The sequence below is a fragment of the Streptomyces sp. NBC_01241 genome (assembly GCF_041435435.1).
Classification (GTDB): domain Bacteria; phylum Actinomycetota; class Actinomycetes; order Streptomycetales; family Streptomycetaceae; genus Streptomyces.
The window spans coordinates 7,750,297-7,775,702 of the sequence record NZ_CP108494.1 but is presented as its reverse complement, the minus strand read 5'-3'; the positions used below and the strand labels follow the sequence as shown (position 1 = coordinate 7,775,702).

24 protein-coding genes and 1 pseudogene are annotated in these 25,406 nt (G+C 69.6%); 11 read left to right on the top strand and 14 right to left on the bottom strand.

What is annotated here, in order from left to right; all coding sequences use genetic code 11:
* Positions 1 to 432: 432 nt before the first annotated feature.
* From OG306_RS35325 to OG306_RS35310, 4 genes are all read right to left on the bottom strand, one after another.
* Positions 433 to 2,322 (bottom strand): ABC transporter ATP-binding protein, encoded by a 1,890-nt coding sequence (locus OG306_RS35325; RefSeq protein WP_371666072.1) that lies wholly within the window; start codon positions 2,320 to 2,322, stop codon positions 433 to 435.
* Positions 2,292 to 3,467, bottom strand: coding sequence for a hypothetical protein (locus tag OG306_RS35320; RefSeq protein ID WP_266750415.1), 1,176 nt, complete (start codon positions 3,465 to 3,467; stop codon positions 2,292 to 2,294). Before OG306_RS35320 ends, OG306_RS35325 begins: the two co-directional genes overlap by 31 nt.
* Positions 3,464 to 4,201, bottom strand: a complete 738-nt coding sequence (locus OG306_RS35315; RefSeq protein ID WP_266750413.1) for a hypothetical protein — start codon at positions 4,199 to 4,201, stop codon at positions 3,464 to 3,466. The genes OG306_RS35320 and OG306_RS35315 overlap by 4 nt, the downstream gene beginning before the upstream one ends.
* 89 nt (positions 4,202 to 4,290) lie before the next feature.
* A complete protein-coding gene (locus OG306_RS35310; protein WP_371666071.1) occupies positions 4,291 to 5,571 on the bottom strand; it encodes an RNA-guided endonuclease InsQ/TnpB family protein in 1,281 nt (426 codons plus the stop codon).
* A 23-nt stretch (positions 5,572 to 5,594) separates the two neighbouring features.
* On the opposite strand from OG306_RS35310, the gene tnpA reads away from it, so the two are divergent.
* The 3 genes from tnpA to ltrA all read left to right on the top strand — a co-directional run bounded on the left by tnpA (position 5,595) and on the right by ltrA (position 10,139).
* Positions 5,595 to 6,023: an IS200/IS605 family transposase gene (tnpA, locus tag OG306_RS35305; RefSeq protein WP_079130620.1), complete on the top strand. Its 429-nt coding sequence runs from the start codon at positions 5,595 to 5,597 to the stop codon at positions 6,021 to 6,023.
* Positions 6,024 to 6,185: 162 nt separating this feature from the next.
* Positions 6,186 to 7,616, top strand: coding sequence for an IS1182 family transposase (locus OG306_RS35300; RefSeq protein ID WP_371666070.1), 1,431 nt, complete (start codon positions 6,186 to 6,188; stop codon positions 7,614 to 7,616).
* A gap of 702 nt (positions 7,617 to 8,318) precedes the next feature.
* Positions 8,319 to 10,139, top strand: a complete 1,821-nt coding sequence (ltrA, locus tag OG306_RS35295; RefSeq protein WP_371666069.1) for a group II intron reverse transcriptase/maturase — start codon at positions 8,319 to 8,321, stop codon at positions 10,137 to 10,139.
* A gap of 320 nt (positions 10,140 to 10,459) precedes the next feature.
* On the opposite strand, the gene OG306_RS35290 is transcribed toward ltrA, so the two are convergent.
* The 3 genes from OG306_RS35290 to OG306_RS35280 are packed head-to-tail and all read right to left on the bottom strand — an operon-like array spanning position 10,460 to position 11,496.
* Positions 10,460 to 10,702 carry a hypothetical protein gene (locus OG306_RS35290; RefSeq protein ID WP_266750406.1) on the bottom strand — a complete coding sequence of 81 codons (243 nt, stop codon included), beginning with the start codon at positions 10,700 to 10,702 and terminating at the stop codon, positions 10,460 to 10,462.
* 54 nt (positions 10,703 to 10,756) lie between these two features.
* Positions 10,757 to 11,245 carry a hypothetical protein gene (locus OG306_RS35285; RefSeq protein WP_266750404.1) on the bottom strand — a complete coding sequence of 163 codons (489 nt, stop codon included), beginning with the start codon at positions 11,243 to 11,245 and terminating at the stop codon, positions 10,757 to 10,759.
* Complete coding sequence (locus tag OG306_RS35280) at positions 11,242 to 11,496, bottom strand: cupredoxin domain-containing protein (protein ID WP_371666068.1); 255 nt, start codon at positions 11,494 to 11,496, stop codon at positions 11,242 to 11,244. Before OG306_RS35280 ends, OG306_RS35285 begins: the two co-directional genes overlap by 4 nt.
* A gap of 143 nt (positions 11,497 to 11,639) precedes the next feature.
* Between OG306_RS35280 and OG306_RS35275 the strand changes: the two genes are divergently transcribed.
* A complete protein-coding gene (locus OG306_RS35275; protein ID WP_266750401.1) occupies positions 11,640 to 12,242 on the top strand; it encodes a sigma-70 family RNA polymerase sigma factor in 603 nt (200 codons plus the stop codon).
* Between the two features lie 25 nt (positions 12,243 to 12,267).
* Positions 12,268 to 13,044, top strand: a complete 777-nt coding sequence (locus OG306_RS35270) for a zf-HC2 domain-containing protein (RefSeq protein WP_266750400.1) — start codon at positions 12,268 to 12,270, stop codon at positions 13,042 to 13,044.
* Positions 13,045 to 13,147: 103 nt separating this feature from the next.
* Here the strand turns inward: OG306_RS35270 and OG306_RS35265 are convergent, their stop codons facing one another.
* The 5 genes and pseudogenes from OG306_RS35265 to OG306_RS35245 all read right to left on the bottom strand — a co-directional run bounded on the left by OG306_RS35265 (position 13,148) and on the right by OG306_RS35245 (position 17,482).
* Positions 13,148 to 13,291: a LuxR C-terminal-related transcriptional regulator gene (locus OG306_RS35265; RefSeq protein WP_327258491.1), complete on the bottom strand. Its 144-nt coding sequence runs from the start codon at positions 13,289 to 13,291 to the stop codon at positions 13,148 to 13,150.
* Positions 13,292 to 13,888: 597 nt separating this feature from the next.
* Positions 13,889 to 14,479, bottom strand: a complete 591-nt coding sequence (locus tag OG306_RS35260; protein ID WP_371666067.1) for an ATP-binding protein — start codon at positions 14,477 to 14,479, stop codon at positions 13,889 to 13,891.
* Between the two features lie 621 nt (positions 14,480 to 15,100).
* A pseudogene (locus OG306_RS35255) lies at positions 15,101 to 15,364 on the bottom strand (oxidoreductase C-terminal domain-containing protein); the annotation flags it as partial.
* Between the two features lie 338 nt (positions 15,365 to 15,702).
* On the bottom strand, positions 15,703 to 16,944 hold the full coding sequence (locus OG306_RS35250; protein WP_266750395.1) for an MBL fold metallo-hydrolase: 1,242 nt from the start codon (positions 16,942 to 16,944) through the stop codon (positions 15,703 to 15,705).
* 97 nt (positions 16,945 to 17,041) lie between these two features.
* Positions 17,042 to 17,482, bottom strand: a complete 441-nt coding sequence (locus OG306_RS35245; RefSeq protein WP_266750394.1) for a PPOX class F420-dependent oxidoreductase — start codon at positions 17,480 to 17,482, stop codon at positions 17,042 to 17,044.
* A 160-nt stretch (positions 17,483 to 17,642) separates the two neighbouring features.
* Here OG306_RS35245 and OG306_RS35240 point away from each other — a divergent pair, with 160 nt between their 5' ends.
* From OG306_RS35240 to OG306_RS35230, 3 genes are all read left to right on the top strand, one after another.
* Complete coding sequence (locus tag OG306_RS35240) at positions 17,643 to 18,206, top strand: carboxymuconolactone decarboxylase family protein (RefSeq protein ID WP_266750392.1); 564 nt, start codon at positions 17,643 to 17,645, stop codon at positions 18,204 to 18,206.
* 186 nt (positions 18,207 to 18,392) lie between these two features.
* Complete coding sequence (locus tag OG306_RS35235) at positions 18,393 to 19,613, top strand: glutamate dehydrogenase (protein WP_266750390.1); 1,221 nt, start codon at positions 18,393 to 18,395, stop codon at positions 19,611 to 19,613.
* A gap of 246 nt (positions 19,614 to 19,859) precedes the next feature.
* A complete protein-coding gene (locus OG306_RS35230) occupies positions 19,860 to 20,471 on the top strand; it encodes a TetR/AcrR family transcriptional regulator (RefSeq protein WP_266750389.1) in 612 nt (203 codons plus the stop codon).
* 72 nt (positions 20,472 to 20,543) lie between these two features.
* On the opposite strand, the gene OG306_RS35225 is transcribed toward OG306_RS35230, so the two are convergent.
* Both OG306_RS35225 and OG306_RS35220 read right to left on the bottom strand, forming a co-directional pair.
* Entirely contained in the window at positions 20,544 to 21,545 is a 1,002-nt protein-coding gene (locus tag OG306_RS35225) for a DUF6745 domain-containing protein (protein ID WP_266750387.1), read from the bottom strand.
* A 221-nt stretch (positions 21,546 to 21,766) separates the two neighbouring features.
* Positions 21,767 to 22,093 (bottom strand): hypothetical protein, encoded by a 327-nt coding sequence (locus OG306_RS35220; protein WP_266904720.1) that lies wholly within the window; start codon positions 22,091 to 22,093, stop codon positions 21,767 to 21,769.
* A gap of 213 nt (positions 22,094 to 22,306) precedes the next feature.
* Here OG306_RS35220 and OG306_RS35215 point away from each other — a divergent pair, with 213 nt between their 5' ends.
* Genes OG306_RS35215 through OG306_RS35205 form a run of 3 tightly spaced genes read left to right on the top strand, consistent with a single transcriptional unit; the run spans position 22,307 to position 25,376 of the window.
* Positions 22,307 to 23,263, top strand: a complete 957-nt coding sequence (locus OG306_RS35215; protein WP_371666066.1) for an STM4015 family protein — start codon at positions 22,307 to 22,309, stop codon at positions 23,261 to 23,263.
* A gap of 6 nt (positions 23,264 to 23,269) precedes the next feature.
* Complete coding sequence (locus tag OG306_RS35210) at positions 23,270 to 24,241, top strand: STM4015 family protein (RefSeq protein WP_266750380.1); 972 nt, start codon at positions 23,270 to 23,272, stop codon at positions 24,239 to 24,241.
* Positions 24,222 to 25,376, top strand: coding sequence for an STM4014 family protein (locus OG306_RS35205; RefSeq protein ID WP_266750379.1), 1,155 nt, complete (start codon positions 24,222 to 24,224; stop codon positions 25,374 to 25,376). The genes OG306_RS35210 and OG306_RS35205 overlap by 20 nt, the downstream gene beginning before the upstream one ends.
* The last annotated feature ends 30 nt before the right edge of the window (positions 25,377 to 25,406 follow it).

Here is a 25,406-nt window from a genome sequence, read left to right as displayed (position 1 = left end):
GACAGTAATTCCATTCAGCAAAACGAATCCCACAGCGAAGTTTTCGTTGTTTCACTGTGACGGCGGGTAGCGGTACGCCTGGAGTCAGGAGATTTTCCGCGGTGTCCGTAATGGACCGCAGGCGAAGGCGGACAAGCACTGCACTTCGACCCGACCGAAGACCTGCTGCACCGTCAGCCGACGCCCGCACCGGTGGCGTCATGCGCACCGGAACCCCGATCGCCTGTCGGTCCGACGCACCCCCGGTCATGTGACCCGAGGACTCGGTGGCTCACATCGGGTAGGGACCGGGTGGTGCCGCTGGGCGAACCAGTAGCGCGTACTACGCTCTCGAAACCGAATCCACTGCGTCGATCGACCGCGACGCCGGGGAAGCCGCGGCGTGCCACCCTCCCGGCTGTTGGGTGCGCAGGAAGCGGTTGCCGAGCGGAGCTACGGGGGCTCCCCGGCCGGTTTCCGCGGCTCGGGGAGGTCGTTGGTGGAGCGACTGGTGGGGGCGGTGCCACCGATGCCGCGCCCCTGGCCGACGACGCGGACGGCCGTCCGGCACGGGACTTCGTTCCGGCCTCCTGACGTGGGCGGCGTCGCAGTGAGCCGGACCGTGCGGGTCGCCATGCCCAGCAGTGCTGGGCGGTGCGTGGTCATGACCACCGTCCGGCTTGCGACCAGCCGCCGCAGAGCACCGATCACCAGCAGTTCGGCGTCGGCGTCCAGGCCGGACGTCGGTTCGTCCAGCAGGACGATGGGCGCGTCGGCGAGCAGCGCGCGGGCAATGCCCACCCGCTGGCGCTGGCCACCCGACAGGCCGGTCCCGCGGTCACCGACCCGGGTGGCGAGACCGTCCGGAAGGTGCTGCGCGAAGTCGGTGACGAGCGCGGCCCGGGCCGCCACGGCCACATCGGCGTCGCCGGCGTCCGGTCGCGCGTAGCGGATGTTCTCGGCCAGGGTGCCGGGGAACAGGTAGGTGTCCTGGAGTACGACCGAGACCTGCCGGTGCAGCCAGGGCTCCGGGAGCTCGGTGGTCGCACGGCCGTCGATCGCCACCGAACCGAGGGTGGGCGGATACAGGCCCGCGATCAGAGCAAGTGAGGTGGACTTGCCGGCGCCGTTCGGGCCGGTCAACGCGACCCGTTCGCCGGGCAGGACGGTCAGGTCCAGGGCGCCCAGCGCGGGCCGGGACCCGTAGGCCATCGAGACGCACCGGAAGTCGATCCGGCCGGCCGCTCGAACGGGCAGCCCGGCCTCGCTCCGCGCCGGGCTGCGCGGCTCGTCGAGGATGCCCAGGATGCGCTCGCCGGAGGCCTGGCCCTGGGCGAAGGTGACGGAGAGACGGGAGAGCGACTTGATTGGCGAGACCATGCTGTTGAGGTAGCTGACCGCGACCACCAGCTGGCCGACGCTCCACCAGTGATTCAGCACCCCCGATCCGCCGATCCACACCAGCAGCGCGATGCCGCCCGCCGTCGCCAGCTCCAGCAACGGCACCCGGAGCGCCTGTACCCGGGTCGTGGCCAGCCCTGCCTGCAGCGCGCTCTCGCTCTCCGCTGCGAAGCGGTGGTCGTGCAGGTCCTGGCGGCCGAAGGAGTGCACCGTGCGAATGCCGTGCAGGGTTTCGGTGACCAGTGCGGCAAGCCGGCCCTCGGCCTCGCGTTCACGGCGTGCCGTCTGGTGGCCGAGCCTGCGGTTGTGCGCCCCGATCACGTAGACGAGCGGGATACAGCCGATGCCTATCAGGCCGAACCGCCAGTCCAGCCACAGCAGTGCGATGGCGAAGCTGCCGACCGAGAGCATGCCGGGGAGGAGCGTCGCGAACAGGGCGACCAGGCTGTCCTTGATACGGGCGCAGTCGGTGATGATCCGGCTGGTCGACTCGCCCACGGCCTGCCGGTCGTGATAGCTCATCGGCAGCCGCTGCAGATGGCCGTAGGCGTCCGCGCGGATCGCCACGCTCATTCGTTCGCCGACCCCGTTCATCACCCGGTCGCCGGCGTAGTCGAACGCGCCGGAGACGGCGGCGGTCAGTATGACCGCCCCGGCCGCGGTGGCGAGCATCGTCGCTTTTCCGGCGCCGAAGATGCCGATCAGGTGGGCAAGCGGGTTGTGTGCGGAGGCCACGCCGAGAACCCGGTCGATCACGGCGGCGATCGGCCACGGCGCCGCGAGGTCGGCGGCCATCTCGCAGATCCGCAGGCCCAGGCCGAGGCAGAGCATGCCTAGGTACAGCAGGCCGTAGCCGCGGAACCGCCACAGAACCTGCCGCTGGTCCGCGCGCCGTCTGCCCCGGGTGCCCGTCACGGCCGGACCGCCGCCGTCCTCGGCCACCGTCCGGTCTCCGACGTCCCAGGCGCTGTCGTCTGCGCGTCCGGCGATGCGGCTCGGGCCTGCATCCGCGCCCGCAGTTCCCAGTTGCGGCCGTAGGGGAGAATGCCGTGGTCGGCCATCGCGCCGGCCACGACCGGGGCGATGGCCGGATCGGCGGCGAGGAGCTCGCGCAGCAACTCGGAGAAGCGGTTCCGCCGTTGCTGTTCCTCGGCCGCATCGGCTCCGTGGCTGCCGAATCGGGTCATCGCGGTGAGCAAGGTGCGGGTGATGCCGGCACCACCGGCCTGTCGTACGCGCTCGTGCGCCGTCCACAAGGCGGACGCCCACACGGTGCCGTTGGCGTGTGCCCGGCCGTTGCCCGGGCACATGCAGGCGGTGGTCCAGCGAGCGTCGAGCTGTCGGCGGCGCGGGTCCCACGGCGGTATGAGGCCGCGGTGCCAGCCGTAGATGTCAGGGGTGCCGAGGAGGACGGCGGCGAGGAAATCGGCCGTGCCCTCGTCGAGGGCGACCTTCCCGTTGTGCTGGTCGAGCGGCGGGCGCAGCCGGTTCGCCCGGAAGTCGGCGGTGTGGTGGCAGATGTGGTGGCCGACTTCGTGGTAGATGATCGCCGGGTTGTGCGCGGGCGCGTGGAAGTAGCGGGAACACCCGGGATCAGGGCGCTCGGTGAAGCGGCGACCGGCGCCCAGATGGATCTCGCCCGACCGGGCCGGGGGCTCGGGCTCCGGCGGTGATGCTTCTCCGGGCAGCCGGTAGTGCCCTCCGCCCCAGCCGCGGCCCGGTACGGAGTGCGGGCCGATCCGGATCACCAGGGGCGGCAGCGGCCGGTCCAGCAGCCGGGCGGCGAGGTCCAGGACACGGGCAGCGTGGTACGCGGTGTTGGTCACCCCGAAGCCGCGCGCCTGGTACTGGGCCTCCGGCCCGGCGAGCGGACCGCCGCCCGCCGCCGGGTCGAAGAGGTACCCGTGCTCACCGGGACGGCGGAAGAGGTCGCCGCCGCGCTCGTCCCGTACCGTCAGTCCGGCCAGGCTCAGCTCGGCGGGTCCGGTCACGGTGGCGTCGAGGTCGACTTCGGTCGGCCGTCCCGGTCCGGCAAGACCGCCCGGGCCGAGGTGATGATCCGTCAGATACGCAGTGACCCTTATCATGGTGCGGGAATCCTCTCGGCGAGCAGATCCACAGCCGCGCCGTCGGCCAACTGGCTGGGCGACAGCACCGGCAGACCGGTGGCCGCCGCCGCCTCCCGGGATGCCAGGGGGCTTGCCGTGATCAGCCCGCTGACCGCCAGCACCGGCACCGCATCGAGCAGATCGACTCCGGCACGAGCCGCGAGCGCATCACCGACCGCGAGTACCGCCCCACGACAGATGGTCGACAGTTGGCCGGCCAATCGGCGTGTCTCCTCCTGCAGCAGGCCGTCGGCGATCTCCAGCACGATCGCTTCGGCACCGTCGTGGCCGAGCGCGTCGCGCATCGCCCCCATGGTCTTCAGCAGCCGCTCGGGCGGATAGCCGAAGGTCGAGGACATCCCGAAGTCGAGGAAGTCCACGACATGCCGGGCACCGGCGTCGATGTAGGCCCAGCGGTCCTTGCCGCTGCCGGAGCCGGTGACCTTCGCCGCTCCGGCGACCAGACCTGCGCGCGTCCAGCCGCTGACCAACCCGGCCGCTGTGGTGGTCTTCCCCGAGTTCATCGACGAGCCGACGACCGCTACCGTCGGCGGTTGCATGGGTGGCTGCGACTGCGGCGCAGGCGGCGTCCACGGCCGCGCGAAGTGCTCCAGTGACAGGGGACGCCCGTGGTCATCCGTCAGCGGTCCGAGGACATCGAGCTCGGTCGGCGGCGAGCAGCCGGTGTGCCGGGAGACGGCGACGCCGATCACCCCGCCTGCGGTAAGCAGGTGCGCCTTCGGCCCCTGCCGGTGGTAGCCCTCTTGAAGTGCTCTCCCGGCTGAAGCCGGGAGATTCCTGCTTACCTTGCGGCAGCGGGCTTGACGCGCTTCGCACGTCTGACGACTGCCCTCCCGGCAGCCGGGATGAGCGCGAGGCCCATCCGGTACAGGTGCAAGACGTTCCGGGCTGCGTTGTGGTCGGCATTGCCCGACCAGCCGCAGTCGGGGTTCTTGCACACGAACACGGCCTGGCTCTCCCGGTTGCCGGGCGTGGTGAAGCCGCACGCTGAGCAGCGTTGGGAGGTGCCGGGGGCGGGGACCTTGTGCAGGGTGCCGCCGAGCCGGGCGGTCTTGTACGTCAGCATGGTGACCGTGCGGCCCCATGTCTCCTTGCTGATGGAGCGGTTCAGCCCGGACTTCTGGGCGACGTTCTTCCCTGGCTCCTCGATGGTTCCTCTGGCGGATTTGACCATGTTCGTGATGGTGAGTGCTTCGACCACGACGGTGCCGTATGTGCGGGCGATGGCGGTGGTCGTCTGGTGCTGCCAGTCCAGGGCCCTGCGCTTGGCTTTCGCGCGGAGTCCTGCGATCTGGTCGTAGGTGCGGTGCAGCCGGCGGCTGGTGCGCTCGCCGGGCTTGCGGTGCCGCTTGCGCTGCGCGGCGCGCCGCTCCAGGTGCAGAAGCCTGGCCTTCTCCTTCTCCGTCAGCCATTCGCCGTGCTCGTACGTCTCGCCGTCTGAGAGGGCGATGGGCACGGTGACGCCCACGTCGATGCCGACTTCCGGCCCCTGGTGGGGCTCGGGCTTGACCTCCAAGGTCTGGACGCGGAAGGCGATGTGCCAGCCGAGCGCGTCCTTGACCAGCCGTGCCCCGGTGATCCGGTTCTCCGCGCCTGCACGCTTGCCGACCGGAAGGTCTTTGGTCCACCGGAAGCGGACCCGGCCCACCTTGGGAATGTTGGCCATGCCCCAGCGGCGGTGCACGCGCACGATGTTCAGGTCCCGGCCCTGAGGGACGTCCACGGACATCACCGTGCGGAACCGGCCCTTGAAGTTCGGGGCGTCGGCGCGGCCGTCCCAGCAGTTCTTCCACGCCAGGAAGTACGTCTTGAGTACTGCTTGCGCGGCCTGCGCGGGAAGGACAGCAAGGAAGTCGATGTCCTTGCGGGCCTGTCGTACGGCGGCATCCGCGTGTCCGAGAGTCCGCTTTTCCTTCGGCATCATCTGCCACCAGGCGTGCAGCAGGTTCCACAGGGTGCGGGCCGCGTGCGCCTGGCTATCAGTCCTCAACGCCTCGGCAGGCGACAGCGCAAGCCGGGCACGATGCCCGAACTGCCGCTTGACCATGGTGTCTTGACTCACGATCGAGACCATAGCATTGGTTTATGTCACCGCGCTGGAACCCTCATCCCGATGTCAGAACCGGTCGCCATGTTGTCTACAACCTGCATGTTCATTTGGTTTTTGTCACAAAGTACCGGCGTGAAGCGTTCACCGACGCCATGCTGACCCGCACCGAAGAGATCATGCGGGAGGTCTGCGCCGACTTCGAGGCCGAGCTGAAACAGTTCAACGGCGAACAGGACCACGTCCACCTGCTCGTGCACTACCCGCCGAAGGTCCAGCTCTCCAAACTGGTCAACTCGCTCAAGGGCGTCAGTTCCCGCAGGCTCCGCCAGGAGTACGACAGCCACGTCCGCCGGTACCTGTGGGGCGGACACTTCTGGTCCGGCTCCTACTTCGCAGGATCATGCGGCGGGGCACCCCTGACCGTCGTCAAGCAGTACATCGAAAACCAGCAGCGTCCCGTCTGACCCTCACCCCGGAGACGAAGAGCACTCCGGCACTCCGCGCCTCCGGGCCAAAGATGGCCTTCACCCCCGCCCTGAAGGACTCTGCTGAGGAATGCGTGATTCGAGCAGGGCTGGGTCGTTGGTCCTCCACGATTGTTATGGCGTGAGCGGGAGGGCCGAGAGATGTCACTGGAGCCACGGGCTGATCATGGGGTGCCGGAGCTGACGGCCCGGGTGGTGCGGGCAGCGTTCCCGAAGGGGACGATGGCGGTGCGGATCCGGGAGGCGTTGGGCCCGCTGTTTGAGGACGAGGCGTTCGCAGAGGCGTTCGCCGTCCGGGGACGCCCGGCTGTCTCGCCGGGGGCGTTGGCTTTGGTGTCGGTGTTGCAGTACGCGGAGGGGCTGACCGATCGGCAGGCCGCTGACCAGGTGCGGGCCCGGATGGACTGGAAGTTTCTGCTCGGCCTGGAGCTGGACGATCCCGGGTTCGAAGCCTCCGTGCTGAGCCTATTCCGTTCCCGTCTCATCGAGCACGGACTGGAACAGACGACGCTGGAGCTGGTGCTGGAACGCCTGCGCGGGCTGGACCTGCTGAAGGCCGGTGGCCGGCAGCGGACCGATTCCACGCACGTGCTGGCGGCGGTGCGGACGCTGAACAGGATGGAGTTCGTCGGCGAGACGCTGCGGGCCGCACTGGAAGCGCTGGCGGTCGCCGCCCCGGCATGGCTGTCCGGCCTGGTCACACCCGAGTGGGCCGAGCGCTACGGGCCGCGCGTGGACGCCTACCGCTTCCCCAAGGGCGAAGAGGTCCGTGAACAGTGGTCTGAGCAGGTCGGACGGGACGGGTTCGTCCTGCTGGACGCGGTCTACGCCCCCGCGGCTCCGGACTGGCTGCGCGAGATCGAGGCGGTGCAGGTCCTGCGGGTCTCCTGGGTCCAGCAGTACCACCGCGACGAGAAGGGGGTGCGCTGGCGGGAGGGCAAGGATCTCCCGCCGGTTCATCACCGGTTGTGCTCGCCCTATGACACCGATGCCCGTTACGGGATCAAGCGCGGCTCGGGCTGGACCGGCTACAAGGCGCATCTGACCGAGACCTGCGAGCCGGATGCGCCGCACGTGATCACGCAGGTGGCCACCACCGATGCCGTGGTGGCCGACACGGAGATGACCGAACCGGTCCACCAAACGCTCGCAGAACGGGAGTTGCTGCCGGACGTGCATGTCGTGGATGCCGGCTACACCACTGCCGCCCTGTTCCTGTCCGCGACCGAGCGGGGTATGGAACTGCTCGGCCCGGCCCCGCACGACAGCAGCCGCCAGTCCCGAGAGGATCAGGGCTTCTCCCGCGCCGACTTCACCATCGACTGGGACAACGAGAGCGCCACCTGTCCAGGCGGGCACCAAAGTTTCGAGTGGTGGGAACAGAAACACCACCGCAACGGCACTCCGGTCCTCAAGGTGTTCTTCTCCGCCGAGCACTGCCGCCCCTGCCCGAAGCAGACGGCATGCACCAAGCCCCCGTCCGGCCGCCGGGGCAGGGGCATCACCTTCCTGCCCCGCGAACGGCACGAGGCCCTCGAAGCCGTCCGCCAGGCCCAGGAGACCGACAATTGAAAGAACCGTTACGCGATCCGGGCCGGGGTCGAAGGAACGATCTCCCGTGCGACACGAGGGCGCACGATACGAGTGAACACACCGAGTGGAGGTTCGATGTTGAAGGTGTAGTTCCGGGCCAGTGTCCAGGGTCTGTCCCCACCCTGACGTGCGTTGCGGGTAACCGCGGGGTGCGGAGCTCAGGGGGTCAAGCCCAAGGGTGCCCGTGCCATCCGGGGACCACAGGCGAAGGGGAAGACTGGACGGGCGAACGACGAGTGAACCCCTGGTTGATGTCTCGTCAGGTATCAGCTCCGGATGATGGATCGCTCTGCCGGAGTCCAGGAACCGGCCGTTGAGAGGCGGCAAGCGGCGACTGTAAGAGGTGAGTTGCAGTCGTAGGACACCGCTGTTCCCGGGGCATAGGGGGCGCCCACCCCAGTCGGATCTCGTACGTGTGCAACGCGGAAACCCCGTCGGGGTCCGGGGCCGGTTATCCGGTGCCCGGTTGGCCGACCGCGAGGAGAGCTCAACTCCCCGGCGGGAACAGGAGGACCCAAGAAGCGAACGCCGGCGGCCGAAAGGCAGCGGGAAAGCGGGACACGATGACCGGCCCCTCCGCCGGTCGTCTCGTATAACCGGCCGGATACGGGCAGCTGCCCGGACCCGAAAGGGTGCTGACGTGGGTCTGGTGGGCCTGTGAAGTGACGATGACCGAAGGCGATGGAACCGAGGGACAAGTTGGACACCAAGGCGGTGAAGGAGGCCGGGATGGCAGATGCCGCTCCGGCTGTGATCGCGGTGGTGAACGGACCCGAGGACGATGTCACCGACTGGCTGTCGATCGACTGGCAGCGGGTGGATGACGACGTACGGCGGCTGCGGCAGAGGATCTTCACGGCGTCACAGGCAGGGGACCTGAAGAGGGTCCGCAATTTGCAGAAGCTGATGCTCCGTTCCCGCGCCAACGCACTGCATGCGGTGCGGCGGGTGACGGAGGTCAACGCTGGCCGCGAGACGGCGGGCGTCGACGGCAAGGTGGTGCTGACCGCGCCCGGCAAGGCCGAGGTGGCCGACTGGGTGCAGCACCGCTCCGAGTCGTGGACGGCCCGGCCCGTCAGACGGGTGTATGTGCCGAAGCCCGACGGGCGTCGGCGTCCGCTCGGCATTCCCGTGATCTTGGACCGCTGTCTTCAGGCTGTGGTCCTTGGTGCTCTGGAGCCCGAGTGGGAGGCACGGTTCGAGCCGAGGTCCTACGGATTCAGGCCCGGCCGTGGCTGTCATGACGCGATCGAGTCCATCTTTCTGACCTGCCGGGGCCCCAACCCTGGTCGGCCATGGGTACTTGACGCGGACCTGGCGGCGGCATTCGACCGGATCGACCATGATCACTTGCTCCGGCGGCTCGGCACGTTTCCCGCGCGGGAACTGGTCGCGCAGTGGCTGCGGGCCGGTGTGGTCGAGGACGGTCGGCTCACCGAGACCGGGGAGGGAACTCCCCAGGGCGGTGTGATCAGCCCCGCGCTGATGAACGTGGCTCTGCACGGAATGGAGGAGGCCGCCGGGGTGCGGTATCACGCGAGCGGCATCCACGCCGGGAGCGTGATGCGCAAGAGCCCCGTGCTGGTGAGGTACGCAGACGATCTGGTGGCGATGTGCCACAGCCGTGAGCAGGCCGAGGAGGTCAAGCAGCGGCTCGCCGCCTGGCTGGAACCCAGAGGGCTCGCCTTCAACGAGGACAAGACGCGCATCGTGCGCCTCACCGAGGGCTTCTGCTTCCTGGGCTTCCACGTCCGGCTGTATCGCAACCGGAAACTGCTGATCAAACCCAGCAAGGCGTCCGTGAAACGGATCCGGAAACGGCTCGCCGCCGAGATGTGGGACCTGCGCGGGTCCAATGCCGAGGCGGTGATCAGGACCCTCAACCCGATCATCCGGGGCTGGTCCGCCTACTTCCGGATCGGGGTGTCCAGCAGGGTCTTCAGCTCGCTGGACTTCTACGTGTGGCAGCTCGCCTACAAGTGGGCCAAGCACGAACACGCGAACAAGCCAAAGGACTGGATCGTGCACCGCTACTTCGGAGAGTTCAACCCCCGCCGGGGTGACCGGTGGGTCTTCGGAGACCGCGGCAGCGGACGGTTCCTCACCAAGTTCGCGTGGACGAAGATCGTCCGGCACCAGCTCGTCAAGTTCGGGGCGTCTCCGGATGACCCGGCACTGACCGAGTACTGGGCCCGGCGGCGGCGCAAGGACGTGATCCCGCTGATCGACAAGGCCGACTGGCACCTGCTCAACCGCCAGAACGGCCGCTGTCCGCTCTGCGGGGCTCTTCTGCTGCACGCTGACCATCCGCCGTCCAGCCCCATCGCGTGGGAGCAGTGGCTGCGGGCGACCCGCAAAGCGATCAGCCTCAAGGCGATCGTCATCACCGGGCCGGGCACACCGGACGCCCCACCCGCCCAACTCCTGCACGCCCACTGCCGACAACGGCTTGTCACCGCCACCGGCAAGGGGCCCAGCCTTCTGCCCGCCCGTGAGCCATAGGGCCTGCTTGAGCCGTGTGCGGGGCCAACCCGCCCGCACGGTTCTCAGGGGGCGGCGGCGCGGCAACGCGCCGCCGCTACCCGACAGGCCGTCCGTGTCACCGGCCTGCGCCGTACCCGCTACCGCGATCTACCCGCGACCCGCCTCGGCCACGTCTTCGCCGCCACCGCACTCAACCTCATCCGCATCAACCGATGGCTGACCGGCACCCCACTCGGCGGCACCCGCACCTCCCACCTCGAAGCCCTGATGCTCGCGGCCTGACCACCCGAATCACGCATTCCTCAGCAGAGTCCTGAAGGGCGGAGCACTGGCCAAGATCAGAGGTAGACGTCGGTTGCATACCGGTTGCCACAGGCGCCCACCACGAGGTCGCCCCTGTGAAGCTTCAACCTGCGGCCGTGTGCGTCCTCCAGGTGCTCGTGGGCTCCGACGCCGGTGACCTGAGTCACCACCAGATCGCCGAGGCGGAGCGGCACGGACGGTGCGCCGAGTCGGCACTGCCTCACATCGGGCACTGTGCGTGTGACGTGGCTCCACTTTGCGGTGAACAACTCTTTCATCGGTGCTCCTGACAGGCCCTCAGCCCCGACGGGCGAGGAGCCCTTTGTCGAGATCTACGGGACGTTGGGTGCTACGGGACGACGGGCCGTCGCGGCTGCCTGCCAGGCTGCAAGGATCAGCAGAGTGCCGGATTCCAGCAGGACGCTGAGCAGGGCTTGCGGGGCAGGCTGCAGACCGTGTTCGGTGAACCCGAACACACCGATCGTGCGGGAGGCGGTGAACCCGGCGAGAGCACCGAGCGCGACGCCGGCAGCCGCGGCCCTGAGCAGCACCGGTGCTGCGAACAGCATCAGCGCGGCGACCGCGAAGGCGGCGCTCGCCTGGAGCAGGAACAGGTCGCCGACGATGTGGATGAAGCGATACCCGTCCAGGTAGAGCTGGGCATGGATGTAGCCGCTCCCGGCGAGTGTGGCGGCGATGACCAGGCGTATGACGAAGGCCGGACGCCTCGCGGAGGCGAGTCCTGTCATGCCGTGGTCGCCGGCCGGCTGATCGAGGACGGCGCCCGGCGCCTCGCCGTGCTTGTCCGGGTACTGGTTCATGGGGTCACCTCTACGGTCGCGGTCATGAAGGGATGGATGGAGCAGAAGTAGGCATAGGTGCCGGCTCTGGTGAACGTGTGACGGAAGGTGGCGCCGGTCGTCAGCGGTGTCGAGCGCACAGGCCCGCCCGATCCGGAGCTGGTCACGGTGTGGGCGTCGGTGTCCTTGTTGGTCCAGGTCACCGTCGTACCCGCCTTGATCTTCAGCACGGCGGGGGAGGCCCCGAGGGGCAGTGGAACCATCTCGGTCATCTCGGCTCACTCCTGTGGGATGGAGGAGGGTTCCTGGGGATCAGTCCTTGTCGGGTTCCACGGGCGCCGAGGGTCGCGCGGTTCGGTGCGTAAGCACCTTTTGTGAGATTTGCAAGATTTGCGGACTATGCGATGATCGCGCTATGCCGTGGAGTCTTCCGAAGCGCGGTCCAACGAGTGAACCGGACCGCTCCGGGAATCGTGTCTCTGATACGGGGACCCTTTCCCGCGCGGACGAGGAACTGCTCCGCACGCTGTACGCCGAGCATGCCGGGCCGCTGTTCCATTTCGTCCTGCGATTGACCTCAGGGGACTGGCAATGGGCCGAGGATGTCGTGCAGGAGACACTGCTGCGGGCCTGGCAGCACCCTGCGGCGTTCGATCCCGAACGCGGTCCCGCCCGGGCATGGCTGTGTACGGTTGCCCGGCATCTGGTCGTCGACGCCCACCGGGCCCGCCGGGCCAGGCCGACCGAGGTCGGTGGCGAGGCGCTGGAACGGGTCGCGGAGCGGACGCCCGGGGAAGACGAGATCGAGCAGGCGCTGCAGAGCTGGGCGGTGGCCGACGCCATCCGGACCCTGTCCCCGGAACACCGGGCCGTGCTGCTGGAGACGTACTACAGGGGCCGGACGATGGTCGAGGCCGCGAAGGTGCTCGACATTCCGGTAGGCACCGCGAAGTCGCGGACGTACTACGCCTTGAAGGCGCTGCGGCTGGCGCTGCAGGAACGGGGCATCGAGCCGTGACAGCGGCGTGGAGGAGGTGCGGAACATGAATGCCGACTGTGACGCCATCCGGTTCTCCCTGGGCGGGTACGTGCTGGGCACGCTGTCCCCGGCGGAGACGGAGCAGGTACGCGCCCACCTTGCGGAATGCGACGAGTGCCGGGCCGAGCATGCCGAACTGGCGGGGTTGCCCGCACTGCTCGCCAAGGTCAGCGAGGCCGAGGTCGAGGCGGCGGGCGAGGCTGCGCCCGCAGCGAGCGAGGAACTGGCCGACCGGCTCGTACGGCGGGCCGCCGCGACCGCGCAGCCGCAGCCTGCAGCCGCTGCCGTACCGCAGCGAAGCCGGCTCGACCGGTTGCTCCAGCAGGCCGCGTCCCGGCGTCGTACCGTCTGGCGGAGGCAACTGGCTGCGGTCGCCGCGGCCACGACGCTCATCGCGGCGGCGGCGTCGGGCGGCACGTGGCTGGCTACCATCGCGTCCACGAGCAGCCAGGTGGCACAGCCCGCAGCGACGTCACCGGCCCCGTCCCGCACCTTGTCCGCAAGCGACCCCGCCACCGGCGTTTCCGCCTCGGTGAAGGTCTCGCCCGCTGCCTGGGGCAGCGCCCTGCAGGTCTCGGCCAAGGGAGCGCCCCCCGGAATCACGTGCAGGCTGCAAGCGGTCGGGGTCACGGGCGCCACGGCGACCGCCGCCACCTGGCAGGCGGGCAGGTACCCGAGTGGTGCCATGATTTCCGGGACGGTACCCATGTCCCCAGGAACGATCAGTCACTTCGACATCTACGCCGGCAACGGCCAGAAGCTCCTCACCATCCCGGCGTGAGGCCTCGACCGGCCGGCCCCACGTGGCCGGCGTTGATGGCCCGCGTCAGCGCTCGTCGCCACCGAGCCCCGAGCGGAAGGCGATGTGTACGGCTTCGGCGCGTTCAGCGCTCCGCTCCGAGCCTGACGACTACCTGGATTGGATGGCCTTTGACGGTGCCCTCGGTCACGTGGGACGCGGCGGCGACGTCGGTGTCGGAGAGCCCCTGGGTGAGAAGCCGCAGTACATCGGACTGGTATGTGTCCAACGATGCGACCCGTGCCCTGGCAGGCGGGTTCGTCAGGGAGGCGGGCGCGCGGGTGACGACGTCGATGACGTGGCTCGTGAGGGCGCGGGCGAAGAGGGACTGGCCTTCGGTCGAGGCGTGCAGGGCCGTGAAGGCTGCTCCGGGGCCGCGTCCTTGGCAACGAGATCACGCGGCGGGGACTGGCGTGGAGCATCTACTCCACCCCGGACATCACGGTATGCACCCAGGTAGCGGACGGGCGGGCCGCTGAGACCGCACCCGACGTCGCCCAGGTCGACATCCGGACGCCCGGCATGGACGGTCTGGCCGCCACCGGGGCGCTGACACTCCCCCGCCGCGCGTGATCACCCTGACGACGTTCCACGACGATGCGCAGGTCACGGCGGCTGTGCACGCTCGGACCGGCGGTCGCCCGGCCACTGCTCGACACACACGGATCGCATTTCACCTTCGAGTTCTCGCTGGCAGAAACGCCTGGGCCGCATGACCAGGGGTCCGTGGGAAGCATCCGCTGGATCACGGTCGTGACCTGCGGATCGTCGCGGTCGGCAGGTGAGCGACGCGCTGACGTAGTAGCCGAAGCCTCACTGGGTTCGGTCATGCCGAGCACTGAAGGCAGGCGTGGACTTCGCGGCCGTCCAGAGCTTGATGAACCTCGGTCGATTGTGCGAGGCACTCGACGATGCCGTTGCCGCGGCCGTGCTCGTCCGGGGCGACGTCATGGTGGGGGCGTTCTGTGGCAGTTCCGGAGTCGACGACCACGATGTGCAGCGTGTGGTGGTCGACGGCCAGCTGCACCGTCATGTACTCGTGGCCGTACCGGGCGGCATTGGCGGCGAGTTCGTCGACGATGAGGACGGCGGAGTCCCGCTCGTTTTGGGGGATGCTCCAGTTCTCCAACAGGTCCGCCGTGAAGTGACGGGCGGCGGAGACATGTGCTTCCTGCGCCGGCAGGGTGAGCAGCGCCTCGCGGCGGCAGCCTCGCGGGGGCAGCCTCGCGGGGGCAGCGGACTCGTGATGGTTGAGTTGGTCGCAAACATGGGCTTCTGCTCTTCTTCGGAGGCGCGGAGGCGGCAGGGTGAACCTGGCGGCGGAACGCAGGGCGAGGGGAGCGGCGAAAAGTGCGGGTCGCGGCTGCGACGTTGTCGCCGGAGTCTGATGGCCGTGGTCCGCCGGGCGCTTCGGCATGTGGCGTGGAGACGAGCGTCGCGGACGCCGCGGCCGTCTGTCGGGAGTAGCTGTGTCATGTCAGCTCACTCCTTGCGGGTGGGGAGGGGAGGGGGGAGGAGATCTCGTGAATACCAGCGCTTGTTTACTTTCACGGGTGGAAGGTGCCACGCGGTTCGGCACGCTCACGCCTTTTGATCGGTTGGGGAATGGATCCGGTAAGAAGCCGTTTTGTGTCGATCGAGGAGGCTGCGGATCGAAAGGCGGTTCTGATCGGGTGGTCGTGGGACGACCGGCGCATAGAGGAAGGGCGTCTTGGTAGCTCAAGGTTGTTGAAGCCGTTCGAGGTTCCAGGAGACCCTGGTGTCGAAGCCCTCCGTGCCGCTGCGGGTGGGGGCCAACTCGGTTGCCCGATCGCGTGATTGCCTCGCGCATGTGTAGGGGAACGCGGGCAACCGTCCGTATCGGCACGCCGGTATCCGTCGGGCCTGACCGATGCGGACCTGGCTGAGGCACTGCGACCTGCCGGAGCGAGAGGGCATGAAACAGGGGACTCAGCCTCGCTGGGGCATCGCCGGCTCGCCCATCCCTGCGGGCGGGCGCCCGACGAGCCCGTGAGCCGGCCCACGGCTGTACGTGCTGTTCCAGCGGCAAATCCGGGTCGGCTAGCCTGTCCCGGTTGATCTCCTCGCCGGAGCGGACCAGGTGCTGGATCGCGCCGTTGACGTGCCAGATGTTGACGTTCATGCCGGCCAGGACGCGACCGCCGGCCAGCCAGAAGGCGATAAACTCCCGGCTTGCGAGATCGCCGCGCACCACCACGTCCCCGTAACTACCTTGCTCGGCGTAGCCCGCGTACTCCATGCCCAGGTCGTACTGGTCGGTGAAGAAGTACGGGACGCGATCGCAGTCGAGACATTCCGGTGTGGCGGCTATAGGCGTCTGCCGCACCAAGCCGGAGAGCGTGCCGCGCTGCGCTGCCCGGCCGGCGCTGGGGCGGATCTGTCCGATCGCAACCTCCGCAACGCCCGGGACGGGGCGGCCCGGTGCTGCGGCCGGGGCAGCCTGGAGGTCGCTAAAGCGGGGCGTCCCCTTGCTGGATCACGGATGGACCGCCGTGCCTCAGTAGCCCTCCCCCCGTCGAGGGGGACCGTCGAGCGCCTGGATCGCCTGCTTCTGTTCGGCCTCCGTCACCTTGGCGAACGAATGCGTCATTGCGTTCAGGCTTTCATCCCTTCCCCGAGTCACCGCTCACCCGCAAGATCAAGATCGCGATTGTCCTGACCCTGAGCAACGTCCGTTGCCTCGCTGCGGCGCCAGGGGTGTGCAATCGGGGCAGCCACGGACCGCCACCAGGGATCGAGAGGAAGCGTTCCCGCGGGTTCGAAGGGCTCGCCCGGCCGGGGAAATGCGGCCGGCTGCTCGGCCTCCTCGGCGGCATCCTTGGTCCACTCGCCGGGCTCTGCCCACGGGTGCATGGAGAGGGTGAAGGTGCCCCAGTGGATGGGCATCATGACCCCGTGCGGCTTGCCACCTTGCAGGTCAAGGTGTGCCTGGATCCCCTGAGCGGGCGTCATATGTATGTCGGGCCACCCACCGGGGAGTGGGGTACAGTCCGTGTGGTTCTTGGGCCAGTACTCGGAATAAGCCCCGATCTGGATCATCGTCGCGTCGAACGGGCCGTGTTCGGCGCCGATGTCCTTGAAGCCGGGGAAATAGCCGGTGTCGCCGCTGTGGTAGATCCGGTGTTCGGGTCCCGCGACGGCCCAGGACGCCCAGAGCGTGTGCTGCTGGTTGCGCAGGCCGCGGCCGCAGAAGTGCCGGGCCGGGGTGGCGGTGAGACTGATCCCGGCGATCTTCGCCGTCTCGTTCCAGTCCAGTTCGCGCATCCGGTCGGTGGGCACGCCCCACCGCTCCAGGTGGGCGCCGACGCCGAGCGGGACGGCGAACACCGTGTCCGTGCCCGCGAGGGCCTTGATCGTCGGCAGATCGAGGTGGTCGTAATGATCGTGAGAGATCACCACCGCGTCGACGGGGCCGAGCGCGGCCAGCGGCAGCGGCACGGGGTGCAACCGCTTGGGACCGGCGAAGGCGAAGGGCGAACAACGCTCGCCCCACACCGGGTCGAAAAGCACCCGCCGGCCGTCGATCTCGGCGAGCACGCTGGAATGACCCATCCAGGTGAGCCGCAGCCCGGTGGCGGGCGGCTCGGCGAGGTCGGCGTAGGTGGTGGCGTGCACCGGCACGGTGCCGGCCGGGGCCCGGCGCGCCCGCTCGTCCTTGCGGAAGTAGACCTTCGCGAACTCCAGGGTGGATCCGGACGGTCTGGTCCGTGCCCCCACGGGGTTCTGAAAGACGCCGTCGGCGAAGTTGGGTGAGCGGCGGATGCGCTCCATGCGGGCACCGCCCGGATCGGCGCCGAATGCGGCGGGGCGCAGCGAACGCAGCCGGGTGCGGAGCGGAGGCAAGGAGTCAGCGCCGTTCACAGCATCTCCAGAGGGAGTCGATGTCGTCTCATTATGGGTGGGGGGTACGACAGTGCGAGCGGAGCGGCCGCCGGACCGGCCGCCGGACCGCTCTCCGTCAGCCACGCGGCTGCCCGTACGCGTGCTCGATGCGCAGTCGCAGCACGACCCGGCGGTCACGGACCATGGCTCTGCGGTAGTCGTCCCAGTCGGGGTGTTCGCCCTGGACGTCGCGGTAGAGCGTGATCAGCTCCTCCACCGTCGCGTCGTGCGGATCGGCGGCGACCGGGGACAGCTCGGCCGTGCCGTCCACCACCGTCCACGCCCAGCGGTCCGCGCTGGTGACGTGGTAGCTCGCCCGTGGGTCGCGGCGGAGGTTCTTCGTCTTCGCGCGGTCCTCGGTGATCGAGACGCGGACGACGCGCTCCCCGGGATAGTAGGAGTGGTTGACATTGGACAGCTGGGGCCTGCCGTCGCGCTTGAGCGTCACGAGCACGCCACCGCTCTCCTCGCCGAGCAGCCCGAGCAGCGCTTCCTGCTGTGCGTCGATTCCCGTCATGCCGGATCCAACGTCCGTACCCGCCGCAGGATTCCGGATCCGCCGTACTCCCGTGTCACATCCGAGAGATCCCCGTCCGTCACACCCGTGAACACAGCCCGCCGACGGCGTCCCACGACACCGCCGGACGGCATCCGAGCCGTAACGAAGGAGACCGGCCATGACCGCCCGCATCTCGCTCGACCCGCCCCGCAGCCTCCTCTTCCGCGCCGCTTCGTGGTACTCGAACCGTACATACGGCAAGGTCATCGATCCCCTGCGGGCCACCGCCCACCACACCGGAGTGCTGTGGGCCGGGAGCCGCTTCGAACTGGCGGTGGGACGCTGGAAGAAGCTGGACCCGCAGCTCAAGGCCCTGGCCGTCATGGCGTCCGCGACCACCATCGGCTGCAGCTGGTGCATGGACTTCGGCTACTGGGAGAACCACCGGCACGGCATGGACCCGCGCAAGCTGCGTGACGTACCGGTGTGGCGCGAGAGCGAGGCGTACAGCCCGCTGGAGCGTGACGTCATGGCGTACGCGGAGGCGATGAGCCTCACCCCGCCCGAAGTCGGGGACGAGCTGGTGGAGCGGCTGCGCACCACACTCGGCGAGGCGGCGCTCGTCGAGCTGACGACCATGGTCGCGGTGGAGAACATGCGTTCCCGCACCAATTCCGCCCTTGGTCTGACCAGCCAGGGCTTCAAGGACCGGTGCGAGGTGGAGCGCCCCGCGAGCCCCTGACCGATGCGGTCCAGCCACTGAACGACGATTCAGCAGTGGCCGCATTGACATGAGTGGCTCCGCCTCCCGATACTGACCGGCGATTCAGTAGACCGACCCGTTGGTGTCGACCCGTCCGAAGCGGGAGGCAATGCCCCGCCCCCACCCCGGGCCCACCATGATCACCGTGACCGAGGAGAGCCCCCCATGACGACACCTCCGGTGTCCCCCTCCGCCGCACCCACGGCGCCGCTGATATCGCTTACCTGGACCGATCACGTCACCGGCCGTCAGGGGCATCTGGTCGTGGACCGGCTGGTGCGGGGGGTGGCCAGCGGTGGGCTGCGGATGCGGGCGGGCTGCACGCTGGACGAGGTGACGGGACTGGCCCGTGTCATGACGATGAAGGAGGCCCTCCACTTCGACGCCGATGACACGGACGCCCGCTGTATACCGCTGGGCGGCGCCAAGGGCGGCATCGACTGCGACCCGCGCGACCCGGAGGCGTACGGCATTCTCGTGCGCTATCTGCGGGCCGTGCGCCCGTACATCGAGAACGTGTGGACGATGGGCGAGGACCTGGGGCTCACCCAGGACCTCGTGGACCGGGCGGCGGCCGAGGCCGGGTTGATCTCCACGGTCCAAGCCGTCTATCCGCTGCTCGACGACGAGACGGCGGCCCGGCGGCGGCTCGCCGACGCGTTCGCCGTCGAGGTGGACGGCATCGGGCTCGACGAACTGGTCGGCGGCTGCGGGGTCGCCGAGTCGGCGCTCGCGGCACTGGACCGGGCGGGCGTTCCGTACCGGGAGGCGACGGCCTCCGTACAGGGGCTCGGCACCATGGGCGGGGCGACGGCGCGCTTCCTGGCACGGGCCGGGCTGAAGGTGGTGGCCGTGGCCGACATCAAGGGCACGATCGCCAATCCGGCCGGCCTGGACGTCGAGGCGCTGCTGGCCGCCAGGGACGGGTACGGAACGGTGGACCGCCGCGCGCTCCGGGACGCGGACCGGGAGCTGCCCGCCGAAGCCTGGCTGGCGCAGGACGCCGAGATACTGGTACCGGCGGCCGTCTCGTACACGATCGATGCCACCAACCAGACCCGGATACGGTCTCGTTGGATCGTGGAGGCGGCCAACATGCCGGTGCTCCCCGAGGCGGAGGCGCTGCTCGCGGCGCGCGGGATCACGGTGTTGCCGGATGTGGTGGTCAACTCCGGTACGAACGCCTGGTGGTGGTGGACCCTGTTCGGTGACATCGGCGCGGACGCCGACGAGGCGTTCGGCCGCACCCGCCGCTCGATGCGGTCCCTGATCGATCTGATGCTGGCCCGCGCCGAGGCCGACGACTGCACGCCGCGGGCCGCCGCACATGCCATCGTCGCGGACCGGCTGCCGGTGATGGCGGAACGCTTTGGCTGGTACCGCTGATCCCGACTGCGTACCGGATCACGGCAGTTCCGGCCGACGGCCGACAACCGACACTCGCCTCTGCTGCGTGCGGCTTCACCCGCTTCCGCACCGCCGTCGCTCCCCACACCGGTCACCACCGGGCCCCCGCCCCGAAGAGTGCCGCGGTCGCCGCGCAGGTCTTCGCCGGGGACGGCGGCGGCCAGGGGCCCCAGGAACCTCCGCCCCGAGCCTGTCCGGACCCCGCGCATTCGTTAGGGTGACGCCGTGGCGAGAGTACGGCTGAGCGTGGCGGAACGACGCGAGGAACTTCTGCGGGCTGCCGTCGAGCAGATCGAGGTGCGCGGGGTCGCGGCGGTACGGATCGCGGACGTGGCCTCCGTGCTCGGCGTGAGCAACGCGCTTGTCCTCTACCACTTCTCGACCAAGGAGAAGCTGGTCGCGGCCGCCTTCGCGCATGCCGCCGAAGCCGACCTCGCCCACCTGCGCAAGCTGCTGAGCCGCCGCACGAGTGCGGTACGGCGGCTGCGCACCGCCGTCCGCTGGTACGCGCCGACGGGCCAGGCCAAGGGCTGGCGGCTCTGGATCGAGGGCTGGGCGGCCTCGCTGCGCGACCCGGCGCTGCGCAACGTGGCCGGCGATCTCGACCAGCAGTGGAAGGCCGAACTGGCCGAGGTCATCGAGGAGGGCGCGGCCGCCGGTGAATTCCACTGCGACGACCCGATGTCCGTGGCCTGGCGGCTGACTGCCCTGCTGGACGGCCTGGCCGTGCAGATGACGTCGTACGCGGGCCCGCTCTCCCGGGCCACGATGCTGACCTGGACCGATGAGGCCCTCGCCCGCGAACTCGGCATCGATCACGCGACGCTGACGGCCTGAAACGCCTCCTCTTCGGGTACCGGCCGGGAGGTGGCGGCCGAAGGGCCGCTCCACCCGGCCGGCCGACGACGGTCAGGTCTGGCGCAGGGGCGCGTACACCTCTTCCTGGAGTCCGAACGTCCAGGCCACACCCTCCTTCGCGGTCCTCGTGGCCGGCGGGACCCGCAGCCAGTAGGTGCGGTGGGTTCCGTCCGGCTCCGGGGTGGAGTTGACCACCTCGACCATGACCACGTCCTCGTCGCCGTCCAGCGCGATCCGCCACAGGACTCCCGTCTCGTCCCGGTGGACCGGCTCGGCGCCCGCCTCGGTGAGGTATCGGTCGTAGCCGTAGAACTCCAGCATGACGCGGCGCAGTTCCGCGTTCTCCTCCTCACGTATCCGTTCGGGAGTCAGGGAGTTCAGTTCCGCGAGGAATTCGGCGGGCACGGGCATGCCACGCCAGGCGTGGAGCGCGAAGCCGTCGCGGTAGGCGAGCGCCGGGCCGTCCCCGCGGTCCAGCCGGCCCGCCTCGTCCCGGTGCAGCGCTTCCGGTCGCTCGCTGATCACCACGACGCGCTCGTAGGGCCACCACCAGCCCGCGTGCCTGGCCACCTCGGCCAGGCCGTCCAGCCGGTCACCCCGGCCGTCGAACGCGGCGAGCCAGGCCGCGTCGTGCTGGCCGAGGACCGCGTCGAGCAGCACCAGCCGGACATCTGACTCGTCCTCGGGGCGCTCCGCGAGTTCCGCGACGACACCGGCCCTGATCCGCTCGGCGAGCGCCGCCGTGGTCTCCCAGAGCTGCGCCCCCGTGGCGGACCACAGGGCGGACCAGCCCGCCGGGCCCAGCTCGTCGTACATCCTGCGCCGCTCCTCCGCCCAGGGCCGGGTCCGTACCTCGTCACGCACCGAGCGTCCGGCGTCGACGAGTTTCTCCACGGCCTCCACGGCGGCCCTGGGTGAGTCGACCCAGAGGATTCGCTCCGGCTCGGCAAGTCCTGCGCTGCGGTAGGCGAGCCGGAGCCCGTCCTCGGCCGCGGCCCGGTCCGCCGCGCCGGTCGCCGCTGCCACGCCCCGCCATGAGTCCACGTACTGCATCGGTCTTCCCCGTCCCTGAATTCGGTGTTCGGTGTTCGGTGTTCGGTGGTCTGCGCTCGCGCGTTCTGCGTTTCGGTGTGGTGCGCTCGCGCGTCTTGCGTTCGCGCGTTGTGCGTTGCGCGTTGCGCGTTGTGCCCTTCAGCGATCCGGAGCGTTCGCGTGCGTCGCCGATCCGGCGCCCTCCGGCTCACCGAGGCCCACTCAGTTCGCCTCGGCCCGCCTCAGTCCGCCACGATGCGGACCGCTCCCGGCGCGTACTCCCGCTGGCGCACCACGCGGTACCAGCCCTTCGACAGGGGTATCGCCGCGTGCTCCTCGTGCACCACCCGCCCGCCGTCGGGAAGGTGAAGCAGCATCGGCCCGAAGGCTCCCGCCTCGCGCATCAGCCGGCCAGGTCCCTGAACCGCGTGCGCATGTCCGGTGACCTCGCCCAGCGCGAGGATCATGCGCCCCCGGCCGTCCCTCGGTTCGCCCGGCGCGTCCACAAGATGCGCGGGCACCGCCGACTCCTCCAACGACACGATCAGTACATCGCCCTGCCGGTACACAGACGTCTCCCCTCGATGACCGCACCCGTTGTGCCGGCCACGAGAAAAACGCTAAGGGAAGGGTCTGACATTGATACTCGTAGCGGGTTCCCGGCGACCGGCTCCCGCTGAAGTCGGCGGGCACGTGCGACCCGTCCCGGTGGCGCCGTTGTCAGTGCGGCTTGATACACCTTGCAGACATCAGCCGTCCCCCAGTACCAGGAGCTCAGGGTCATGTCCGGTGTGGACCATCTGCACGAGTTGCTCGGCCTTCCCGTGGTCGACTTCCAGCACGCGACGGGTGAAGTGCCCACCCAGGCCGCCGATGCGGCGGCCTGGCGCATCTCGGTCGATCCGTACGACGACGAGTCCGAGATGACCTGGGAAGAGGCGTTCCAGGCGTTCCTCGCGGCGGTCGACCCGGCCGGAGTCCGTGCGCTGATCATCGGTCAGTGGGGCGAGGCGTACGAGGAGACCTCGTCCTACCCGATCGATCTGGTCATCGGCGCGGCCGACCGGTTCACGTCGCTGGAAGCCGTGTTCGTCGGCGACATGGTCCTGGAGCAGAACGAGATCTCCTGGATCGAGCAGTCGGACGTCACGGCGCTGTTGACGGCCTTCCCAGGACTGCTGGAACTGGGTGTGCGCGGCGGCTCGGAGCTGGTCTTCCCACCCTCGAAGCACGAGAGGCTGCGTTCGCTGACCATCGAGACCGGTGGTCTGCCGGTCGGTGTGATCCGCGGCATTCTGGACAGCGAGCTGCCCGCGCTGGAGCGGCTCGATCTCTGGCTCGGCGTCTCCGCGTACGGGGGCGACGCCGATGTGGCGGACCTGGCGCCGCTCCTCTCCGGCTCCCGTTTCCCCAGGCTCACCCACCTCGGTCTGCGCAACAGCGAGCTGCAGAACGAGATCGCGACGGCCGTCGCGGGCGCCCCGGTCGTGGCCCAGCTGCGCGTCCTCGACCTGTCGAACGGCACGCTGGGCGACGAGGGCGGGGCGGCGTTGCTGGACGGCCAGCCGCTCACCCATCTCGAACGGCTCGATCTGCACCACCACTTCATGACCGAGCAGATGGAGCGCCGGATCGCTCAGGCGCTGGAGCCGCATGGCGTGCGCGTCGATCTGTCGGAACGCGAGGAGCCCTGGGGCAACCGCGGCGTCGAAGGCCGCTACCCCGCGGTTTCGGAGTGATGGGCGATGACCGACATCGAACACCCCGAGACGTTTCATGGTCTTCCGGTCCTGACCCTGCCGGGACCTGACGGTGCCCGCGCCGAGCCCCTCCCGGCCACCGACGCGGTCGCGTGGCGGCTGGAGAGCGACTGGGAGGGCGATCCGACGTTCGCCACGCTCTGGCAGCACTTCCTGGACACGGTCGACACTTCACGTGTCCGGGCCCTGCTGATCGGTCCCTGGTGGCAGGGGGACTACGAGTCCGTCGCTCCCGTCATTGATCTGCTGACCGGTCATGCGGACCGCTTCCCGGCCTTGCGGGCACTCTTCCTCGCCGATGTGGTCAGCGAGGAGTGCGAGGTGTCGTGGCTGATCATGTCCGATATCACCCCGCTGATCGAGGCGTTCGGTCAGCTGGAGGAGCTGACGGTACGCGGGGGCGGCGAGCGGATCGAGGGCCGGACGACACTCGATCTGCGGCCGGTTCGGCACACGTCGTTGAAGAAGCTGCGGTTCGAGTCCGGCGGTCTGCCGTCCAGCGTCGTACGGGCGGTCGGGGCTTCGGAGCTGCCCGCGCTGGAACACCTGGAACTCTGGCTCGGCGTCACCGAGTACGGCGGGGAAGCGACGGTCGACGACCTCGCTCCGCTGCTGTCCGGTGCGGCGTTCCCCGCGCTGCGCCATCTGGGGCTGCAGAACAGCGAGATCCAGGACGAGATCGCGGCCGCCGTGGCCTCCGCACCGGTCGTCGCCCAGTTGGAGTCGCTCTCCCTCGCGATGGGGACCCTGAGCGACGCGGGCGCCGAAGCGCTGCTCTCGGGCCAGCCGCTCACCCATCTCACCTCGCTGGATCTGCACCACCACTACATCAGCGACGCGCTGGTGGAGCGTCTTGGGAACCTGCTCGGTTCCGACCGGGTGAACAGTGAGATCGACGAGGTCGAGTACTGGGATCCGGAAGAGGACGACGAGCGCTATGTCGCCGTCAGCGAGTAATACGGCCGGCCCGGCGCCGCGCTTCGCCGTCGTGGGGGTGCCCGGGAACCGCCGGGTCGCGCTCTTCCAGGACGCCGTGCGCGCCGCCGGGCTGCCCGCGGCGCGTGTGGTGTCCTGGCTGGACGTCCTGCGCGGCGAGGCCGCCTTCCGGCCGGGCGAGACCGTACGGATGGACTCGCCCGGTGAGGACGCCGAGGTGGAGCGGCTACTGAGGGCGGTCGGCGATCCGACCAGGGTCGAGGGGACCGCCCTGTGGTACGCCCGGTTCACCGATGCCGTACGGGCGGTGGCTCAGGCGGCCGCCGCTTCCGGTGCCGCGTTGCTGGACGACCCGGGCGATGTCGCGGTGCTCTTCGACAAACGGCTCTGCCATGCCGTGCTGGACGACGCCGGAGTGCGTGTACCTGCCTCGCCGACCTCGGGCGCCGCGGCGCCCGAGGTGCGCGACTGGGCGGACGTACGCGAGCGGATGACGGCCCACAACATGCCCAGGGCCTTCGTGAAGCTCGCGCACGGATCGTCCGCCTCGGGGGTCCTGGCCGTCGAGACGGCCGGGCCCGGCCGGGTCAGGGCCACCACATCGGTGGAGCGGGACACGGCCGGCCGGCTCTTCAACTCATTGCGGGTGCGTCGCTGCACGACGGAGCGGGAGGTCGCGGCGATCGTCGACGCCCTCGCGCCGGACGGGCTGCACATCGAGCGCTGGCTGCCCAAGGCCACCCAGTGCGGCCGGGCGGCGGATCTGCGGGTCGTGGTGGTGGCGGGCCGGGCCACCCATGCCGTCGTGCGCACCAGCGACTCCCCCATGACCAATCTTCACCTCGGCGGCACGCGCGGAGACCTCGACGACGTCCGTGCGGCCGTCGAGGCCGCGGGCAGCAGCTGGACCGAGGCCCTGGCCCTGTGCGAACGGGCCGCGGCGTGCTTCCCGGACACGCTGTGCGTGGGCGTCGATCTGCTGCCCTCGACCGGCTGGCGGCGCTTCGCCGTCGGCGAGGTCAACGCCTTCGGCGATCTGCTTCCGCGACTGACCGGACTCCCCGGCAGCGGCGCCGAGGGCCAGGACACCTACGCGGCGCAGGTCGCCGCCGTACTGAACAGAGCAAGGAACCACCGTGCAACCGCCACTCCCTGACACCGCGCCCGCCCTCGTGGGGGCCCGGAA

Excerpts from the sequence above, each read along its gene's own strand:
- OG306_RS35290 (WP_266750406.1), bottom strand. The coding sequence starts at position 10,702 with ATGAAAGAGTTGTTCACCGCAAAGTGGAGCCACGTCACACGCACAGTG.
- OG306_RS35235 (WP_266750390.1), top strand. The coding sequence starts at position 18,393 with ATGACGACACCTCCGGTGTCCCCCTCCGCCGCACCCACGGCGCCGCTG.
- OG306_RS35270 (WP_266750400.1), top strand. The coding sequence starts at position 12,268 with ATGAATGCCGACTGTGACGCCATCCGGTTCTCCCTGGGCGGGTACGTG.
- OG306_RS35225 (WP_266750387.1), bottom strand. The coding sequence starts at position 21,545 with ATGCAGTACGTGGACTCATGGCGGGGCGTGGCAGCGGCGACCGGCGCG.
- OG306_RS35275 (WP_266750401.1), top strand. The coding sequence starts at position 11,640 with ATGCCGTGGAGTCTTCCGAAGCGCGGTCCAACGAGTGAACCGGACCGC.
- OG306_RS35210 (WP_266750380.1), top strand. The coding sequence starts at position 23,270 with ATGACCGACATCGAACACCCCGAGACGTTTCATGGTCTTCCGGTCCTG.
- OG306_RS35260 (WP_371666067.1), bottom strand. The coding sequence starts at position 14,479 with ATGCCGAAGCGCCCGGCGGACCACGGCCATCAGACTCCGGCGACAACG.
- ltrA (WP_371666069.1), top strand. The coding sequence starts at position 8,319 with ATGGAACCGAGGGACAAGTTGGACACCAAGGCGGTGAAGGAGGCCGGG.
- OG306_RS35285 (WP_266750404.1), bottom strand. The coding sequence starts at position 11,245 with ATGAACCAGTACCCGGACAAGCACGGCGAGGCGCCGGGCGCCGTCCTC.
- OG306_RS35280 (WP_371666068.1), bottom strand. The coding sequence starts at position 11,496 with ATGACCGAGATGGTTCCACTGCCCCTCGGGGCCTCCCCCGCCGTGCTG.
- OG306_RS35215 (WP_371666066.1), top strand. The coding sequence starts at position 22,307 with ATGTCCGGTGTGGACCATCTGCACGAGTTGCTCGGCCTTCCCGTGGTC.
- OG306_RS35245 (WP_266750394.1), bottom strand. The coding sequence starts at position 17,482 with ATGACGGGAATCGACGCACAGCAGGAAGCGCTGCTCGGGCTGCTCGGC.
- OG306_RS35300 (WP_371666070.1), top strand. The coding sequence starts at position 6,186 with ATGTCACTGGAGCCACGGGCTGATCATGGGGTGCCGGAGCTGACGGCC.
- OG306_RS35205 (WP_266750379.1), top strand. The coding sequence starts at position 24,222 with ATGTCGCCGTCAGCGAGTAATACGGCCGGCCCGGCGCCGCGCTTCGCC.
- OG306_RS35240 (WP_266750392.1), top strand. The coding sequence starts at position 17,643 with ATGACCGCCCGCATCTCGCTCGACCCGCCCCGCAGCCTCCTCTTCCGC.
- tnpA (WP_079130620.1), top strand. The coding sequence starts at position 5,595 with ATGTCACCGCGCTGGAACCCTCATCCCGATGTCAGAACCGGTCGCCAT.
- OG306_RS35320 (WP_266750415.1), bottom strand. The coding sequence starts at position 3,467 with ATGATAAGGGTCACTGCGTATCTGACGGATCATCACCTCGGCCCGGGC.